This is a genomic window from Roseateles saccharophilus (assembly GCF_031458095.1).
Lineage (GTDB): Bacteria > Pseudomonadota > Gammaproteobacteria > Burkholderiales > Burkholderiaceae_C > Pelomonas > Pelomonas saccharophila_A.
Window position 1 is genome coordinate 766,999 of the sequence record NZ_JAVDXU010000003.1, and the last position, 17,996, is coordinate 784,994.

Here is a 17,996-nt window from a genome sequence, read left to right on the forward strand (position 1 = left end):
CGAGAATGCCGCGATGCCTCAGCTGATCCTCGCCTCGACCTCGCGCTATCGACAGGAATTGCTGGCCCGGCTGCGCCTGCCCTTCGAGGCTGTGGCACCCGAGGTCGACGAGACCGCCCTGCCCAGCGAGGCACCGGCGGCCCTGGCCGAGCGCCTGGCGTTGGCCAAGGCCCGCGTGGTCGCGGCGCGCTTCCCCGGCGCCATCGTCATCGGCTCCGACCAAGTGGCCGATCTGGGCGGCGAGGCGATTGGCAAGCCGGGCACTCACGAGGCCGCTACCGCACAACTGCGCCGCATGAGCGGGCGCGAAGTCGTGTTCCAGACCGCCGTCGCCGTCGTCGCACCGGGCCTGGCAGCCATCGAGCGGGCCGAGGTGCGCGTGCGGCTGCGCGAGCTGAGCGATGCTGTCATCGAGACTTATCTTCGCGCCGACAAGCCCTATGACTGCGCCGGCAGCGCCAAAGTCGAGAGCCTGGGCATCGCCCTGCTGGAGGCCGTGGAATCCGACGATCCGACGGCGCTGATCGGCCTGCCGCTGATCCGCACTTGCACCCTGCTGCGCCGCGCCGGCCTGGAGCCGCTCGCATGAACAAGGGCCGCCTCATCCTGATGCCCAATACGCTGGACTTTGGCGTGGACGACTCCCTGGACCTGCGCGAGGTGCTGCCTCAGCGCGTCATCGAGCAAGCGGCCAAGCTCACGCACTGGGCGGCGGAGAACGCGAAGACGACGCGCTCGCTGCTCAAGCGTGTCGACGCCGTCGCACCGCTGGTGCAGCCGCTGCAGACCGTGCAGATCGCCGAGTTGCCGCGCCCACCCAAGGGCGGCCGAGGCGGCGGCGATGACATGGCAGCCTGGCTCGCCCTGCTGGACCCAGCGCATGCCGGGCATGATCTCGGCCTGATCTCCGAAGCCGGCCTGCCGGCCGTAGCCGACCCGGGCGCGCGGTTGGTGGCACTGGCCCACGAGGCGGGCATCGAAGTGGTTCCGTTGTCCGGCCCCAGCTCCCTGTTGCTGGCGCTGGCGGCCAGTGGGCTCAACGGTCAGAGCTTCGCCTTTGTCGGCTATCTGCCGGTGGAGGCAAGCGGGCGTACGGCCCGCATCCGCGAGCTGGAGGCCCTGTCCGCCAAGGCCCAGCAGACCCAGTTGCTGATTGAGACGCCCTATCGCAACGAAGCACTGCGCCAGGCCCTGCTGGCGACATTGAAGCCCGGCACGCGGTTGTCGATCAGCGTCGGCCTGACCTTGCCGGGCGGCTGGACCCAGACCGCCACGGTGGCTGACTGGCGGGCGAATCGCACCACCCTGCCCGACCGCATCCCGGCGGTCTTCGCGCTGCTGGCTTAAGACTCCGTCGGCGCCGGCGCGCGCTTGGCGCCGAACAGCGCCGCGACCTGCTTCTTGGGCTTGATGTAGCTGGACAGCCCCTTGGCGACGGGCGCCGCGGCCTTGGCCTTCTCCCAGGCGGGCGGCTCGCTGCCGGCCGCGCTGGCCTCGTAGGGCTTGTCGAAGAAGGGGTCCTTGGGCGGCGCCGGCGGACGGAAAGCCGCACGCGGCGCCGGTCGCGCTGCGGGCTCTTCCTCTTCCGGGCGGCGGCGCTCGAAGCGCGGCGGGCGACTGTCCTGCAACTCGAAGGGGTCGAGGTCGATCTTGCGCTTGATCAGCTTCTCGATGTCGGCCATCAGGCGCGCATCGGACTTGGTGACCAGGGTGACGGCCAGGCCCGAAGCGCCGGCGCGGCCGGTGCGGCCGATGCGGTGGACATAGTCCTCGGCGTTGAAAGGCACGTCGAAGTTGAAGACGGCCGGCAGGTCGGCGATGTCCAGCCCGCGGGCGGCGACGTCGGTGGCCACCAGCAGATCGACCTCACCGCGCTTGAAGGCATCAAGGGACTTCAGGCGCTCGTCCTGGGACTTGTCGCCATGCAGGGCGGCCGTGCGCAGGCCGTCGCGCTCGAACGAGCGGGCCAGGCGGGCGACGCCGAGCTTGGAGTTGCCGAAGACGATGGCCTGGCGGATGGAGCGGTCCTTCAGGATCTGCTTGACCACGGCGCGCTTGTCGTCGTCGGTGACGCTGATGAAGCGCTGCTCGACGGTCGACGCCGTCTGGTTGGGACGGGCCGTCTCGACCAGGATGGGATCCTGCAGATAGCTCTGGGCCAGGCGCTTGATCTCGGGCGAGAAGGTGGCCGAGAACAACAGGGTCTGGCGGGCCTTGGGCAGATAGCTCAGGATGCGCTGCAGATCGGGCAGGAAGCCGATGTCCAGCATGCGGTCGGCTTCGTCGAGCACGACGTACTCGACCTGGTTGAGGACGCAGTTCTTGGCCTCGATGTGGTCCAGCAGGCGGCCGGGTGTGGCGATCAGCACCTCGACGCCGGCCTTGAGTGCGGCCGTCTGCGGCTTCATGTCGATGCCGCCGAAGACGACGACGGAGCGCAGATGCGTGTGCTTGGCGTACTTCTTGACGTTCTCGGCGACCTGGTCGGCCAGTTCGCGGGTCGGCGCCAGCACCAGGGCGCGCACCGGATGGCGGGCCGGGGACACGCTCGGGTTCTCATGCTTGAGCATGCGCTGCAGCAGCGGGATGGAGAAGGCCGCCGTCTTGCCCGTGCCGGTCTGGGCGGCGCCCATGACGTCGCGGCCTTCCAGGACAATGGGGATGGCCTTGGCCTGGATGGGCGTCATCGTCAGGTAGCCGGAATCGGCCACCGCGCGCAGCAGTTTGGCGTCCAGAGGGAGGGTGTCGAAGCGGGCAGGCGCCGCTTCAACGGGCGCCGCGGCTGCGGACTCGGGGGTTTCTTGCATCCCGTGATTATCCGGGATGCGCCAAACCTACTCCGGCCGGGCCATTGGCGGCCGGGATTCGGCCCGGGAATTGAGCACCATCCAGCGCGGCGTGCGGAAGCGCACGATGCGCCAGTACAGCAGCACGTAGAAGACGACGAACAGACCCAGGATGATCTGCAGCATGACGGTGTCGTCCCACCAGATCGTGGCCGGCACGACGGACAGGCTGCACAGCACCCACAGATAGGGCGCCGTCAGCGCGTTGCGGCGGGTCAGCACGGCGGCGTCCCGGCTGCCGATGGCCCAGCGCATCAGGCGGCGGTAGATCAGGCTGTGCAGATGGATGCCGTCGGGCATGCCGACCGGGCGGCCGCGCACGACCTTGCGACGGTACATGGAGAACACCGTCTCCCAGACCGGGTAGGCACACAGCAGCAGCGGGAACATCGGCGAGACCTCGGGATTGCGCACCAGCAGCAGGATGGCGAGTTCCGACAGAATGAAGCCGAGGAAATAGGCCCCGCCGTCGCCGAGGAAGATCAGGCCGAAGGGGTAGTTCCACATGAAGAAGCCGAGCACGGCGCCGATGACGGCGATGGCCATGGCCGCGACGAACTGGTCACCCGCCTGCAGGGCCACATAGGCCAGGCCCGCCAGCATGATGGCCGAACACATCGAGGCCAGGCCGTTCATGCCATCGATGATGTTGATCGAATTGGCCACGCCGCTGACGACCAGCAGGGCCAGCACATAGCCACCGACCGCCGTGGACGCGATCAGGTCCAGGCCGGGAATCGCCGTCTCCTTGATCTGGGCCCCCAGCAGCCAGGCGCCCAGGGCCGCGGCGACCAGGGTCGCCAGCATGCGGCGCAGCGGGCTGACGCGCTTGGTCAGGTCCTCGATGACGCCCGACACGAAGGCCGGCACGCTGCAGGTCAGCAGCAGGGCCGCCATGCTGCGCATCGCCGGGTAGCGCCAGGCGAGCAGGGCGGTGCCGACGGCGAAGCCGCCAAATATGGCGAGGCCGCCGATGCGAGGCACCGGGCGCGAATGGAATTTCTGCGGGCCCGACAGGTCATGGTCCGCCGACAAGGCGCCATGCAGATGCGATGACCGGATGATGAGCAGCGTCGCAGCGGCTGCAATGGCGAAGCTCAGGGCGAGGATGGGAAGCATGCAGTTTCGCGGGTCGTGGGCAGCAAGCCCGGCGGTCGGTCCGCCCGTCGACCCGAAGGCCGAAGTGTAGCCAGTGGCTTTTGCACGCGGCGCCATTCCTTGCGCCCTGGCTAGAATCCGCGCCGCCTTGGCCCGCCTGGACTCACTGAGCGTGCACAAGCAGTCCATCAATACGAGCCTCGTCAATGAATATCTGTGCGTCCAGGGACCGAACACCGCTTTTGACTGGGCGACTCAGCGTCAGCGCCTGCCGGACCGGCATGCTCAGGGGCCTTGCCGCGGTGGCCGCCGGCCTCTGCCTGCACGGCGCGGCCGTGGCCGCGGACGAGAACAACGATCCCAACGCCGTGGGTCCGGTTCGCCTGATGGTGCCGAACCGACAAGGCAATAACAGCAGTGCCGACTTGCAGACGGCCGCGCCACTGACGCCTTCGCAGCGCGAGACCGTGCTCCAGCAGCAGCAGCAGATGCTGCTGCAGCTGCAGATGCTGCTGCAGCCCCTCCCCGGCCAGCCCCTGACGCGTGAACAGCTGGCGGCCCGCGCCGCCCAGCAGACCGAGTTCGAGCGCTATGTGCAGCGCGCAGTGGGCGACGACGTCGAGATCCGCCGCTTCGGCGCCGAGCTGATGATTCCGGCCCTGCCCCAGCTCAGTGAACTGCAGCAGCAGGTCCAGCAGCAACAGCCGCAACGACAGGGCCTGTCGTCGATGGGCGAGACCTCGAGCCAGGTGCCGTCGGACTATGTGATCAGCGTCGGCGACGAGGTCATCGTCACGATCTGGGGGGCCGTCGACGCCGACCTGCGGCTGACGGTCGACCGCGCGGGCCGCATCAACATCCCGCGCGTGGGCCCCGTGCTTGTGGCCGGAGTCCGCTATGGCGACCTAAACACCACCATCGAGCAGCGTGTGGGCCAGGTGTTCCGCAATTTCAAGCTGAGCGCATCGCTGAGCAAGCTGCGCAGCATCCGCATCTATGTGACCGGCTTCACCCAGCGCCCCGGCGCCTACACCGTCAGCAGCCTGTCGACCATCGTCAACGCGATGATCCAGGCCGGCGGCCCCTCGGCCTCGGGCAGCTTCCGCAACCTCGAACTGCGCCGCGGCGGCAAGCTGGTCGGCAGCTTCGACCTCTATGACCTGCTGCTGCGTGGTGACCGCAGTGGCGACCGGCTGCTGCAGGCCGACGACGTCGTCCACATCGGCCCCGTCGGCCAGCAGGTGGCGCTGATCGGCAGCGTCAACCGCCAGGCCATCTTCGAACTCAAGGCCGGCGAGACCCTCAACGATCTGATGCTGATGGGCGGTGGATTCAGCGCCGCCGCTGAAATCGGACGCGTCGCCATCGAGAGCGTGGCCGTGCGCAACGACGGCCGCGTCATCGAGGCCAAGCTGCCGAAGCAAGGCAGCCTGGTATTGCAGGGCGGCGACGTCGTGCGCGCCTTCAATGCGCTGGACACCGTGCTGCCGCTGTACAAGCAGAACAAGCGTGTGCGCGTCGACGGCGAAGTGCAAAGGCCGGGCGAATACATCCTGCCGCCCAGCAGCACGCTCAATGATGTGGTCAAGGCCGCGGGCGGCCTGACACCGGCCGCCTTCATCTACGGCTCCGAACTCAGCCGCGAGAGCGTGCGCGCCGCCCAGCAGGCGCAGTACGACCGCGCCCTGCGCGACCTCGAAGGCGAATTCGCCCGCGTCATCGTCAAGCCGCGCTCGGCCAACACCGCGGACGACGTCACGACGCAGAGCAACCGCGGGCAGGCTTCGGGCCGACTCATCGACCGCCTGCGCGCCGTCAAGCTGACGGGCCGCGTCGTGCTGCAGATCGCCCCCGCCGCCAGCAACCTGCCGGAACTGGCCGTCGAGGATGGCGATCGCCTCACCATCCCCTCCCGTCCCACCACCGTGGGGGTGTGGGGAAGCGTCTTCAATACCGGCAGCTATGCCTTCACCCAGGGCGCCAGCGTCGAAGACATGCTGCGCCTGGCCGGCGGCCCGACGCGCGGCGCCGACGCCGGCAGCACCTTCGTCATCCGCGCCAACGGCAATGTGGTCAGCTCACGCCAGCACAGCAGCGGCTGGTTCACGTCTGGAGCGGGTCTGTCTTCGGTCGCGGCCCAGCCGGGTGACACCATCTTCGTGCCGGAGGACCTGACCAAGGTCACCTTCAGCCAGGAGGCGAAGGAGTGGACGCAGATCCTTTACCAATTCGGCCTGGGCGCTGCGGCCCTGAACTCCCTGAAGAACTAAAGTGATGAACAGCCCGAGCGCGGAAGAGCGCACCACGTCGGCCTCGCCGGATGAATTTCAGGCGGGACCCGTCATCGCCTTGTTGTGGCGCCACCGCCTGCTGATGGTGGGCGTGCCGCTGCTGGCCAGTGCGCTCGCCTTGGGGGGCAGCTACTTAGTCACACCCACCTTCGCTTCGCGGGTGACCTTCCTGCCGCCCCAGCAGCAGCAGGGAGGCGCAGCCGGCGCGCTGGCATCTCTTGGCGCGCTCGGAGGCCTCGCGGCGGGCGGCGGCAAGACCAATGGCGATCAATACGTCAGCTTTGCTCAGAGCCGTGCCGTGGCCGACCGCATCGTGGAGCGCTTCGACCTGATCAAGCGCTACGACAAGGAATTCAAGACCGATGCGCGCAAGGAGCTGGCCGAGAACACCCACATCAATCTGGGCAAGCGCGATGGCCTGATCACGCTGGACGTGGAGGACGTCGACCCCAAGGTCGCGGCTGCCATGGCCACCGCCTACATCGAAGAGGTCAAGGCCCTCACCGCCAACCTGGCGCTGACGGAAGCCCAGCAGCGACGCATCTTCTTCGAACGCCAGATGCGCCAGGTGCGGGACAAGTTGACCGAAGCCCAGCAGGTGCTGGCGGCGACGGGTGTCAGTCCTGACGCCATGAAAGCCGAGCCCAAGGCCACGGCCGAAGCCATGGCGAAACTGAAGGCGGAACTGACGAGCAACGAGGTGCGGCTGCAGGTGCTCAGGGGGGCCATGTCGGACGGTACCGCCGAGGTGGTCGCCCAGTCGGCCAAGGTCGCCGCCCTGCGCGACCAGCTGGCCAAGCAGGCTCAGAACGAAAGCTCCGCGCCTGCGAACAGCTACATCGCCGCCTATCGGGAATTCAAGTACCAGGAAACGCTGTTCGAACAGATCGGCCGGCAGTATGAGCTCGCCCGCATCGACGAGAGCCGTGATGGCGGCCAGCTGCAGGTCGTCGATACGGCGCTGGTGCCCGAACGCAAGTCCAAACCGCGGCGCAGCGTCTACATGCTCTTCGCCTTCGCGCTGGCCTTCGTGGCTTGCGCCGGCTTCGTCGTGCGCCGCGAGATCGTCAAGAAGGGCCGCCTGGGCTGAAAGATCATGGCCAGGCCCCGGGGCCACCTGCCAACGCAGGCGCTTCGGGCACCAGGCCTCACCGAGCGGCGCGCCCATTGGCCCGACAGTCGCCGCGAAACGTCCCAGGAGTAATCCATGCAGTTCATCGATCTCAAGAGCCAATACCAGGCGCTCAAGACCGGCATCGACGCCCGCATCCAGCAGGTGCTGGACCACGGTCAATACATCATGGGCCCGGAAGTGGCCGAGTTGGAAGCCGCGCTGGCCCGGCTGACCGGCGCCAAGCACTGCATCACCGTTTCCAGCGGCACCGAGGCCCTGCTGATCGCGTTGATGGCCGAAGGCATCGGCCCCGGCCACGAGGTCATCACGACGCCGTTCACTTTCGCCGCCACCGCCGAGACCATCGTGCTGGCCGGCGCCAAGCCGGTCTATGTGGACATCCGGCCCGGCGACTGCAACATCGACCCCGCCCTCATCGAGGCCGCCATCACGCCGGCGACGCGGGCCATCATGCCGGTGAGCCTGTACGGCCAGGTCGCCGACATGGACGAGATCAATGCCATCGCGGCCCGGCACGGCCTGTCCGTCATCGAGGACGCGGCCCAGAGCTTCGGCGCCAGCTACAAGGGCCGCATGAGCTGCAATGTGTCGCGCATCGGCGCCACCAGCTTCTTCCCCAGCAAGCCGCTGGGCTGCTATGGCGACGGCGGCGCGCTTTTCACCAGCGACGACGCGCTGGCGCAGGCGATGCGCGAGATCCGCGTGCACGGCCAGAGCGCGCGCTACACCCACACCCGCGTCGGTGTGGGCGGGCGCATGGACACGCTGCAGTGCGCGGTAGTGCTTGGCAAGCTCGAGCGCTTCGAGTGGGAGATCACGCAGCGCAAGCGCCTGGGTGACCGCTATGCCGAGCTGATCCAGGCCAGCGGCGTGCCCGTCGAGTTGCTCGACGTGGCGTCCGACCGGGATTGCGTCTGGGCCCAGTACACCGTCAAGGTCGACGACCGTGCCGCCGTGATCGCCGCCCTCAAGGAGCAAGGCATCCCCACGGCGGTTCACTACCCACGCCCCCTGCACCGCCAGCCCGCGTACGAACGCCCGGACTGCCCGCCCACCTGCTTCCCTCATGCCAACCGCGCCGCTGACCGCGTCATGAGCCTGCCGATGAGCGCGGACCTGGGCGACGCCGAGCAGCAGCGCGTCGTCGAGGCCCTGGTCAACGCCATGGCGACCGCCTGACGTCCTGCGGGTGAGCAGCAGCCGCACGCCTCCCATGACCAGGCCCGAACCAACAGCGGCCCATGGAGGATTTCTGCGTGCGGTGATCGTGCTCGTCAGCGGCACGGCGCTGGCGCACGGACTCAGCGCCCTGGCATTGCCCGTGCTGTCCCGGCTCTACACGCCCACCGACTTCGGCCTGCTCGCCGTGTTCTCCGGAGCCCTGTCCATCGTGGCGGCGGCCGCCTGCCTGCGCTATGACCTCGCCGTGCCGCTGCCCGAAAGCGAGGACGACGCGATGCATCTGCTGGCGCTATCACTGGCGTGTGCCTGCGGCATCGCAGCGGTGCTCGCCGTCGCCGTGGCGCTGGCGGGACATCAGATGGCCGACCTGCTCGGCCAACCGGCGCTGGCGCCCTTCCTGTGGCTGCTGCCGGTGGGCGTGCTGGCCGCAGGCAGCTACGCCGCCCTGCAGGCTTGGCATATCCGGCGTCGGAATTTCGGTCGGCTGTCGCGCACCCGGGTCGCGCAATCCGTGTCCAGCGTCGCCGTGCAGATCGGACTCGGCAGCCTGTCAGCGGGGCCGGTCGGCCTGCTGCTGGGCTATGTGATGAATGCGGGCGTGGCCTGTCTCGCGCTGGGCGGCGACTTGCTGCACGCCCTCCCGAGGTTGGCGCCCGCCCGCATGCGCGTGCTGGCGCGGGAGTACCGCCGCTTTCCCAAGTACTCGACGCTCGAGGCCCTGGCCAACAGTGCAGCCATTCAGCTGCCCATCATCCTGATCGCAGGGATTGCCGCACCATCGGAGGCGGGCTATCTGTCAATGGCCATGTTCGCCATGCAGGTTCCCATGGCGCTGGTGGGGACGGCCATCAGCCAGGTCTATCTTTCGCGCGCGGCCGAAGAACATCGCGCCGGGCGGCTGGGACCGTTCACCGCCGACATGCTGCGCGGCCTGATCCGGGCAGGCATCGGCCCGCTGATCGCAGCGGGCATCCTCGCCCCCGCGCTGTTCGGCCTGATCCTCGGCGCGCGCTGGGAACGCGCAGGACTGCTGGTCAGCTGGATGGTGCCCTGGTTCGCCTTGCAGTTCCTCGCCTCGCCCACGTCCATGGCCCTGCACGTGACCGGCCATCAGCGACGCGCCTTTGCCCTGCAGCTGGCGTCGCTGTTGCTGCGCGTGGGCGTGGTGCTGCTGGCAGCCCAACTCATCCCGTCGGCGGTCGCCGAGGCCTATGCCGTGTCGGGCGCCGCCATGTATTTCATCTACCTGCTGGCCGTCATGGCCTCGGCGGGCGTTTCGGCGCGCGGTCTCCTGCGAGGCAGCCAGCGCAGCGCGCTCGTCACCACGGCGTGGGCCATGGCCGCACTCGCCGGCCTGTGGGGCATTCAGCACATGGGAGGCCTGGCGTGAGCGCGCCTGCACACCTGATGCCGGGCGGCATCTCGCGCACCGGCCACACGCTCGCAGCCTGGGCCTACTTCATCATCTTCCCGGCCTTCATCTGCTATCAGATCCTGGCCATTGCCGGCTACATCTCACCGGCGCTGGGCGGCTATTTCACGGCGGGCGCGTCCGTCGCATTCCCGCTGCTGCTGCTCGGCCTGAAACGCCACCGGATCCCGCTGAGCCGGGGCAGCAGCTTTGTCGCGCTGACGTTCGCCTGCTTTCTCGCCCTGTGGGCATTCCGCGTGCTGACCGGCATGCAGGCCGGCGCGGACGACGAGATCACGTCATCGCACTGGGCCTACATCTTCAAGTTCATCGTGCTGTTCCTCGTCGCCCGGCTGCTCGACGGTGATGCGGCCGGATTCCATCGCTACTGCACGCTCGCCCTGCTGGCCGTCGCGGCGCTGGTCGCCGTCGAGGGCAGCGGCGGCCAGTTCCTGCAGGCGTCCATCCTGCAGGGCCTGTACGCCGGCTTCCTGCTGGACTATCAAGGCATGGCCTATGCCTACATGGTGATGCTGGCCTACTGCGTGCTGCCGCTGGCCATCGGCTGGCGCTTCGCGGTCTACCTGATCTCCTTCGGCGCCCTGTTCCTGATCGGCGCCCGGTCCGAGTTCGTGGGCTTCGTGCTGATGGTGGGGGTGGTCGAGTACTGCAAGGCCAGGTCGCGCCCGGCCCTGCTGATGAAGGTGCTCGCGCTGATCGCCGTGCTGGCGGTCTTCTTCTTCCAGTACCGGAGCGAGTTCGCGGACAACCGCATCTTCGCGATCCTGGAGATGAGCAACGACCAGTCGGTGATGGAGAGAGCCGAACTCCACGATGCCGCCGTCAACACCATCCAGGACAAGCCGCTGACCGGCGACTACGCCAGCTACAAGCCTGGCAACTACGCGCACGACATCCTGTCGGTATGGGTGGACCTGGGCTTGGTCGGCTTCCTGCTGCTGCTGGCCTGCATCGTCGCGCCGCTGCTGGTGCTGCTGCTGCAGTTCGCGCGGCGGTCGCGCGACAACCTGTATGTGCTGACCCTGGCCGTCTGCATGGTCAACGCATTGATGGTCTTCTTCGCGAAGAACTACACCTACCAGATGATCCCGATCGCGCTGGGGCTGTACTGCCGCTATCGCGCCGTCCGGCACCCCAGAACCCTGCTGGCCCGCAACCCCGCGAGAATGCTGCCCCCCGGGCCGGACCTCACCACGACACCCGGCGTCGTCGGCTCTGTCTAGATTACTTTCTGCATGCATCCCATGGACGTTTCGGTCGTCATCGCCGTCAAGAACGAGGAAGTTCACGTCGAATCCGCCGTCACCAGCGTTGTCGAGCAGGTCGGCCTGACCTTCGAGGTCATCGTCGTCGATGACGGCTCCACGGACAGGACTTCGGAGATCCTGTCGGCACTGGCCGGCCGCCATGCCCACCTGCGCGTCGTCAGGAATCCCAAGGCCGGCAAGTGCTCGGCCTTCAACCACGGCATCAGCTTGGCCACAGGACGCTTCGTCTGCATCTTCGCCGGCGACGACATCATGCCGGCCGGCAGCCTCGCAGCACGCTTTGCCAAGGTCAAGGACTACCCGGTCGATGAGCCCGTGGTCGGGCTGTGCAAGCTGGTCACCATGTCGGAAGTGAAGCGCTTCGACGGCCATCTGGTGCCGCGCAAGCCCGGCGTCGGGGCACTCTCGGGCGTCTCGCCGCTGATGAGCCAGCAGGTCCTGCACAAGATCTTCCCGGTGCCGGAGATGCTGCCCAACGAGGACACCTGGATGGAACTGGCCGTGTTGCACTACCCGGGCTGGACCGTGGTGCATTCGGACATCGTGGGTTGCGCCTGGCGCGTCCACCAGGGCAACAGCATCAACATGATGTCTGCCTTCCCCGAATACAACCGCAAGATCACCATCCGGCTGCGCGCCTACGGGCTGTTCCTGGCCCAGCATGGTGCCGACCTCAGGCCGGCCGGTCGCAGCGAACTGCAGGCCAAGGTGCAATGCGAGGAGCAGCGGGTCAAGGGGTCGGTGATCGGCGTGCTGCGCAGCCCGGTGGGCTGGGTCGATCGGCTGCGGGCGCTGTCGATCACCAATGGTTTCATGTATGGCGTGCGGCGCCGGCTCTACGGCCTGCTCTCGGGCTGGTGAGCCCGGCGGCGCGGGAAAACTGCCTGCGCAGGTTTGCCAGGACAATACGAATCGATGGAAAAGCTGAATTACCGCATCTGCGCCAACTGCATCATGGACACGTCCGACTCGGGCATCGTGTTCGACGAGCGCGGCTGGTGCGACTACTGCAACAACTACCACCGCAACATCCTGCCCAACTGGCACACCGACGAGCGCGGCGAGCGCGAAATCATGGCCCAGGTCGAGCAGATCAAGCGAGATGGCAAGGGCAAGGACCATGATTGCCTGATCGGCCTGTCGGGTGGTGTCGACAGCTCCTACGTGACCTATCTGGCCAAGGAGAAGTTCGGACTGCGGCCGCTGCTTTATCACGTGGACGCCGGCTGGAATTCCCAGCAGGCCGTCAACAACATCGAGAAGCTCGTCGACGGCCTGGGGCTGGACCTGTTCACCGAGGTGGTGGACTGGCCCGAGATGCGCGACCTCCAGCTGGCCTTTTTCAAGGCCCAAGTGCCCCACCTGGACACGCCGCAGGACCACGCCTTCTTCGCCGGCCTCTACAACTTCGCGGCCAAGCACAACGCCAAGTACATCCTCACTGGCGCCAACTACTCGACGGAATGCGTGCGCGAGCCGCTGGAGTGGCACTACCACGCCTCCGACGTGCGCCAGTTGAAGGACATCCACCGCCGCTTCGGCACGCGGCCGCTGAAGAAGTTCCCGCTCGCCGGCATCTTCCGCTTCAAGATCTACTACCGCTTCTTCAAAGGCGTGCAGGTCGTCAAGCCGCTGAACCATGTGCCCTTCTTCAAGGAAGCGGCGATGGACGAGCTGGTGCAGAAGTTCGGCTGGCAGAAATATGCCCACAAGCACTACGAGTCGCGCTTCACGCGCTTCTACGAGGGCTACTGGCTGCCCAGCAAGTTCGGCTACGACAAGCGCCGCGCGCATTTCTCCAGCCTCATCCTGACGGGCCAGCTCACGCGCGAGGAGGCCCTGGCCAAGATCGCCGTCCCCGCCTACGACGAGGAGACGCTGGCGCATGACTTCGAGTACATCGCCACCAAGTTGGGCCTGACGGTTGCCCAGCTGCACGAATTGCACCGCGGCCAGCCCAAGACCTACCGCGACTACAGCAACGACATGGCCCTGATCGAGCTCGGGACCAAGGTGCTGCGGGCCCTGGGCGTGCAGCGGGCCATCATCCGATGATCACCATCGTCAGCTACGGCGTCGGCAACATCGGCGCCCTGGCCACCATGTACAAGCGCATGAGCGTCCCGACGCGCTTCGCGACGACGCCTGCCGAGATCGAGGACGCCACCCATGTCATCCTGCCCGGCGTGGGCGGCTTCGACGACGCGATGACGCGGCTCAACGACTCCGGCCTGCGCGAGCCGCTGGACGCCATGGTCGCGCGCGGCGGCGTGCCCGTGCTGGGCATCTGCGTCGGCATGCAGATGCTGGGCGAGTCCAGCGACGAGGGCCGCTGCCAGGGACTGGCCTGGGTGCCGGGCCAGGTCAGGCATTTCGACGGCACCGGCAAGACCCAGGGCCTGCCCCTGCCCCACATGGGCTGGAACGACGTCAAGCCGCTGGCCGGCGTGCCGCTGTTCAAGGGCCTCGAGACCGATGCCCGCTTCTATTTCCTGCACTCCTACTACTTCGAGTGCCGCGACCCGGCCCACGAGGCAGCGCACGCGGAGTACGGTGCGACCTTCGCGGCCTCGGTGCGCAACGGCTGCATCTACGGCATGCAGGGCCATCCCGAGAAAAGCCATCACTGGGGCGCCACGCTGCTGAAGAACTTCGCAGAGCTGGAGTCGTCGCGATGCTGAGGCCACGCATTACCCCTTGCCTGCTGGTGCACGAGGGCGGCCTCGTGAAGACGGTCGGCTTCAAGGATCCAAAGTACGTCGGCGACCCGATCAACGCGGTCAAGATCTTCAACGAGAAGGAATCCGACGAACTCGTCGTGCTGGACATCGACGCGACCCGCAACGGCGTCGAGCCCGACTACAAGCTGATCCAGGACCTCGCCGCCGAGTGCCGCATGCCCCTGGCGTATGGGGGCGGCGTGCGCACGCCGGAACAGGCCAAGCGCATCATCGAGCTGGGTGTCGAGAAGGTCTGCATCAGCAGCGCCGCGGTCGAGGACCCGACGCTGATCCGCCGCATCGCCGACGCGGTTGGCGGGCAGAGCGTCGTCGTCGTGCTGGACGTGCGCAAGAAGAGCGGTTTCTTCTCGAGCGGCTACGAGCTCTGCACCCACAACGCGACCAAGGGCCACAAGCTCGACCCCATCGCCTTCGCGCGCGAATGCCAGGCCCAGGGCGCCGGCGAGATCGTGCTGAACTCCGTCGACCGCGACGGCGTCATGAAGGGCTATGACCTCGAGCTGGCCAGGCAGGTCCGCGCTGCCATCCGCATTCCCATGAGCGTGCTCGGCGGCGCCGGATCGCTGGCCGACATCGAGGCGCTGATCAAGACCTGCGGTGTCGTCGGCTGCGCAGCCGGCAGCCTCTTCGTCTTCAAGGGGCAATACCGCGCCGTGCTCATCAACTACCCACAGCCGGCCCAGAAGGATGCCCTCTTCGCCGCCGCCCTGCCCCGCTAAACATGTTCGACGACAAGACTCTGCTCATCACCGGTGGCACCGGCAGCTTCGGCAACGCCGTGCTGCGCCGCTTCCTCGACTCCGGCCTGCGCGAGATCCGCATCCTCAGCCGCGACGAGAAGAAGCAGGACGACATGCGCAAGAAATACGCGTCGCCCAAGCTCAAGTTCTACATCGGCGATGTGCGTGACCCGCGCGCCGTGGCGGGCGCCATGCGCGGCGTCGACTACTGCTTCCATGCCGCGGCCCTCAAGCAGGTGCCGTCGTGCGAGTTCCATCCCATGGAAGCCGTGCGCACCAATGTGCTCGGCACCGAGAACGTGCTCGATGCGGCCATCACCGCCGGCGTCTCGCGCGTCATCTGCCTGTCCACGGACAAGGCTGTGTACCCCATCAACGCGATGGGCATCTCCAAGGCCATGATGGAGAAGGTCATGGTCGCCGCCTCGCGCAACCTCGAGGGCACGGGGACCGTCATCTGCGGCACGCGCTATGGCAACGTGATGGCCTCGCGCGGCTCGGTCATCCCGCTTTTCGTCGAGCAGGTGCGCGCCGGCAAGCCCATCACGCTGACCGACCCGGCCATGACCCGCTTCATGATGACGCTGGACGACGCGGTCGAACTGGTGCTGTATGCCTTCGAGCATGGCCGCAACGGCGACATCTTCGTGCAGAAGGCGCCGGCCGCGACCATCCGCGTGCTGGCGGATGCGGTGCTCAATGTCATGGGCCAGGCCGGCCACCCCGTGCGCGAGATCGGCACCCGCCACGGAGAGAAGCTCTACGAAGCCCTGCTCAGCCGCGAGGAGCGCGCGGGCGCCGAGGACCTGGGCGGCTATTACCGCATCCCGCCCGACGGCCGGGATCTGAACTACACCAAGTTCGTCGAGCAGGGAGAGGCACGCATCCAGGCCGCGGAGGACTACACCTCGCACAACACCGAGCGTCTGGACGTGCCGCGCATGGAGGCGCTGCTGATGAAGCTGGACTTCATGCGCCGCATCGCGGCCGGTGAAAGCAACGTCACCGCGGAGGATTGACGTGAAGGTCGGCATCACTGGCGCGTCCGGCTTCATCGGCCGCAACCTGCAATGGCGGCTTCGCGAGGCGGGCTACACGAGCGTGCGCCTGATCTCCCACCTTGCCGAGGACGCGGAGCTCATCGAGCAGCTGACCGGCCTGGATTTCGTCTTCCACCTGGCCGGCGTGAACCGCCCACAGGACCCGATCGAGTTCGACGACGGCAATGCCGACTTCAGCCTGCGGCTGATTTCCATCCTCGGCAGCCTGCAGGATCGCCCGCCGGTGGCCTTCGCCTCGTCCACGCAGGCGGCGCTGGACAATGTCTACGGCAGCAGCAAGCGCGCCGCCGAAGATGCGCTGCTGCACTACCAGCGCCAATGCCGCGTACCGGTCTACATCTTCCGGCTGACCAATGTGTTCGGCAAATGGTGCCGGCCCAACTACAACTCCGTCGTCGCCACCTTCTGCCACAACATCGCGCGCGACCTGCCCGTCACGATCAACGATCCGACGGCGCCTCTGCGCCTGGCCTACATCGACGACGTCATCGACGAGATGCTGGCCCTGGTCGGGCCGACACCGCCCGAGCCGGGCTTCGTGGATGTCACGCCGGCCTACGACACCACGGTGGGCGAACTCGCCGCCACGCTGAAGGGCTTCCGCCAGACCCGCGACGGCCTGATGACTGACCGCGTCGGCACCGGGCTGACGCGCGCGCTGTACGCCACCTACGTGAGCTACCTGCCGCCCGAGGCCTTCGCCTACACCGTGCCTCGCCACGCCGACCCGCGTGGCGTCTTCGTCGAGATGCTGAAGACGCCCGACTGCGGCCAGTTCAGCTACTTCACGGCGGGGCCCGGCATCACGCGCGGCGAGCACTACCACCACACCAAGACCGAAAAGTTCCTCGTCATCAAGGGCACGGCCCATTTCGGCTTCCGTCACATCGACAGCGGCGAGACGCATGAGCTCGTCACCTGCGGCGGCGAAGCCCAGATCGTCGAGACCATTCCGGGCTGGACCCACAACATCACCAACATCGGCGAGGACGAGCTCATCGTCATGCTGTGGGCCAACGAGGTCTTCGACCGCGCACGCCCGGACACGACCGCCATGAAAGTCAAGCCATGAAGAAGCTCAAGGTGCTGACCGTCGTCGGCACGCGCCCCGAGATCATCCGCCTGTCCCGCGTGATGGCGGCGCTGGACGAGCATTGCGAGCACGTCCTCGTCCACACCGGGCAGAACTACGACTATGAGCTGAACCAGGTCTTCTTCGACGATCTCGGTGTGCGCAAGCCGGCGCATTTCCTCAACGCAGCCCAGGGCGGCGCCGCGCAGACCATCGGCAACATCATCGGCGGCATCGATGCGGTCCTCGAGTCCGAACAGCCGGAGGCCATGCTGGTGCTCGGCGACACCAACAGCTGCCTGGCCGTCATCGCCGCCAAGCGCCGCAAGATCCCCATCTTCCACATGGAAGCCGGCAACCGCTGCTTCGACATGCGCGTACCCGAGGAGACCAACCGCCGCATCGTCGACCACACCGCCGACATCAACCTCACCTACAGCACCATCGCGCGCGACTACCTGCTTCGCGAGGGCCTGCCGCCCGACCAGGTCATCAAGACCGGCAGCCCGATGTTCGAGGTGCTCGACCACTACCGCGCCGGCATCGACGCGTCCGACGTGCTGGCACGGCTCGGCCTGGCCGAGCAGGGCTATTTCGTCGTCAGCGCCCACCGCGAGGAGAACATCGAGTCGCCGCGCACCTTCGGCAAGCTGGTCGGCGTGCTGAACGCGGTGGCCGAGGACCACGGCCTGCCGGTCATCGTCTCCACCCACCCGCGCACCCAGAAGCGCATCGATGCCGAGGGCATCCAGTTCCATGCCGGCGTGCGCCTGATGAAGCCACTCGGCTTCCTCGACTATGTGCGCCTGCAGGCCTCGGCCCGGGCCGTGCTGTCCGACAGCGGCACCATCACCGAGGAGTCCTCCATCCTCAACTTCCCGGCGCTGAACCTGCGCGAGGCGCATGAACGGCCCGAAGGCATGGAGGAAGGCGCCGTCATGATGACCGGCCTGTCCGTCGACCGGGTGCGCCAGGGCCTCGCCCTGCTGCAGACCCAGCCGCGCGGCGCGGACCGCAAGCTGCGCCTGGTGGCCGACTACAGCATGCCCAATGTGTCCGACAAGGTCGTGCGCATCATCCACAGCTACACCGACTACGTGAAGCGCGTCGTCTGGCGCCAGTACGACTGA

The 17,996-nt window shown here is 67.3% G+C and carries 16 protein-coding genes; 14 read left to right on the plus strand and 2 right to left on the minus strand.

The window, feature by feature from the left end; all coding sequences use genetic code 11:
• Window positions 1-13 precede the first annotated feature (13 nt).
• The gene (locus tag J2X20_RS22455) at window positions 14-589 is read left to right on the plus strand and encodes a Maf family nucleotide pyrophosphatase (protein ID WP_310269758.1); all 576 of its coding nucleotides are present in this window, start codon (window positions 14-16) and stop codon (window positions 587-589) included.
• Entirely contained in the window at window positions 586-1,347 is a 762-nt protein-coding gene (locus J2X20_RS22460) for an SAM-dependent methyltransferase (RefSeq protein ID WP_310269761.1), read from the plus strand. Before J2X20_RS22455 ends, J2X20_RS22460 begins: the two co-directional genes overlap by 4 nt.
• On the opposite strand, the gene J2X20_RS22465 is transcribed toward J2X20_RS22460, so the two are convergent.
• Both J2X20_RS22465 and J2X20_RS22470 read right to left on the minus strand, forming a co-directional pair.
• On the minus strand, window positions 1,344-2,807 hold the full coding sequence (locus J2X20_RS22465; RefSeq protein ID WP_310269763.1) for a DEAD/DEAH box helicase: 1,464 nt from the start codon (window positions 2,805-2,807) through the stop codon (window positions 1,344-1,346). The genes J2X20_RS22460 and J2X20_RS22465 overlap by 4 nt on opposite strands.
• A 27-nt stretch (window positions 2,808-2,834) precedes the next feature.
• Window positions 2,835-3,965, minus strand: a complete 1,131-nt coding sequence (locus tag J2X20_RS22470; protein WP_310269767.1) for an MraY family glycosyltransferase — start codon at window positions 3,963-3,965, stop codon at window positions 2,835-2,837.
• Window positions 3,966-4,225: 260 nt separating this feature from the next.
• Between J2X20_RS22470 and J2X20_RS22475 the strand changes: the two genes are divergently transcribed.
• From J2X20_RS22475 to wecB, 12 genes are all read left to right on the plus strand, one after another.
• Window positions 4,226-6,214, plus strand: coding sequence for an SLBB domain-containing protein (locus tag J2X20_RS22475; protein ID WP_310269769.1), 1,989 nt, complete (start codon window positions 4,226-4,228; stop codon window positions 6,212-6,214).
• A 4-nt stretch (window positions 6,215-6,218) separates the two neighbouring features.
• Window positions 6,219-7,325 carry a GumC domain-containing protein gene (locus tag J2X20_RS22480; RefSeq protein WP_310269775.1) on the plus strand — a complete coding sequence of 369 codons (1,107 nt, stop codon included), beginning with the start codon at window positions 6,219-6,221 and terminating at the stop codon, window positions 7,323-7,325.
• Between the two features lie 117 nt (window positions 7,326-7,442).
• Window positions 7,443-8,549 carry a DegT/DnrJ/EryC1/StrS family aminotransferase gene (locus J2X20_RS22485; protein ID WP_310269778.1) on the plus strand — a complete coding sequence of 369 codons (1,107 nt, stop codon included), beginning with the start codon at window positions 7,443-7,445 and terminating at the stop codon, window positions 8,547-8,549.
• An 82-nt stretch (window positions 8,550-8,631) separates the two neighbouring features.
• Entirely contained in the window at window positions 8,632-9,942 is a 1,311-nt protein-coding gene (locus tag J2X20_RS22490) for an oligosaccharide flippase family protein (RefSeq protein WP_310269781.1), read from the plus strand.
• Window positions 9,939-11,207: an O-antigen ligase family protein gene (locus tag J2X20_RS22495; RefSeq protein WP_310269784.1), complete on the plus strand. Its 1,269-nt coding sequence runs from the start codon at window positions 9,939-9,941 to the stop codon at window positions 11,205-11,207. Before J2X20_RS22490 ends, J2X20_RS22495 begins: the two co-directional genes overlap by 4 nt.
• Window positions 11,208-11,228: 21 nt before the next feature.
• Window positions 11,229-12,113, plus strand: a complete 885-nt coding sequence (locus J2X20_RS22500; protein WP_310269788.1) for a glycosyltransferase family 2 protein — start codon at window positions 11,229-11,231, stop codon at window positions 12,111-12,113.
• A gap of 54 nt (window positions 12,114-12,167) precedes the next feature.
• On the plus strand, window positions 12,168-13,307 hold the full coding sequence (locus J2X20_RS22505; RefSeq protein ID WP_310269791.1) for an N-acetyl sugar amidotransferase: 1,140 nt from the start codon (window positions 12,168-12,170) through the stop codon (window positions 13,305-13,307).
• Window positions 13,304-13,933 (plus strand): imidazole glycerol phosphate synthase subunit HisH, encoded by a 630-nt coding sequence (hisH, locus tag J2X20_RS22510; protein WP_310269794.1) that lies wholly within the window; start codon window positions 13,304-13,306, stop codon window positions 13,931-13,933. Before J2X20_RS22505 ends, hisH begins: the two co-directional genes overlap by 4 nt.
• A complete protein-coding gene (locus J2X20_RS22515; protein ID WP_310269797.1) occupies window positions 13,927-14,712 on the plus strand; it encodes an AglZ/HisF2 family acetamidino modification protein in 786 nt (261 codons plus the stop codon). Before hisH ends, J2X20_RS22515 begins: the two co-directional genes overlap by 7 nt.
• Before the next feature lie 2 nt (window positions 14,713-14,714).
• Window positions 14,715-15,752: a polysaccharide biosynthesis protein gene (locus tag J2X20_RS22520; protein WP_310269800.1), complete on the plus strand. Its 1,038-nt coding sequence runs from the start codon at window positions 14,715-14,717 to the stop codon at window positions 15,750-15,752.
• Window position 15,753: 1 nt separating this feature from the next.
• Window positions 15,754-16,866: a UDP-2-acetamido-2,6-beta-L-arabino-hexul-4-ose reductase gene (gene wbjC / locus J2X20_RS22525; RefSeq protein WP_310269803.1), complete on the plus strand. Its 1,113-nt coding sequence runs from the start codon at window positions 15,754-15,756 to the stop codon at window positions 16,864-16,866.
• Window positions 16,863-17,996: a non-hydrolyzing UDP-N-acetylglucosamine 2-epimerase gene (gene wecB, locus J2X20_RS22530; RefSeq protein ID WP_310269806.1), complete on the plus strand. Its 1,134-nt coding sequence runs from the start codon at window positions 16,863-16,865 to the stop codon at window positions 17,994-17,996. The genes wbjC and wecB overlap by 4 nt, the downstream gene beginning before the upstream one ends.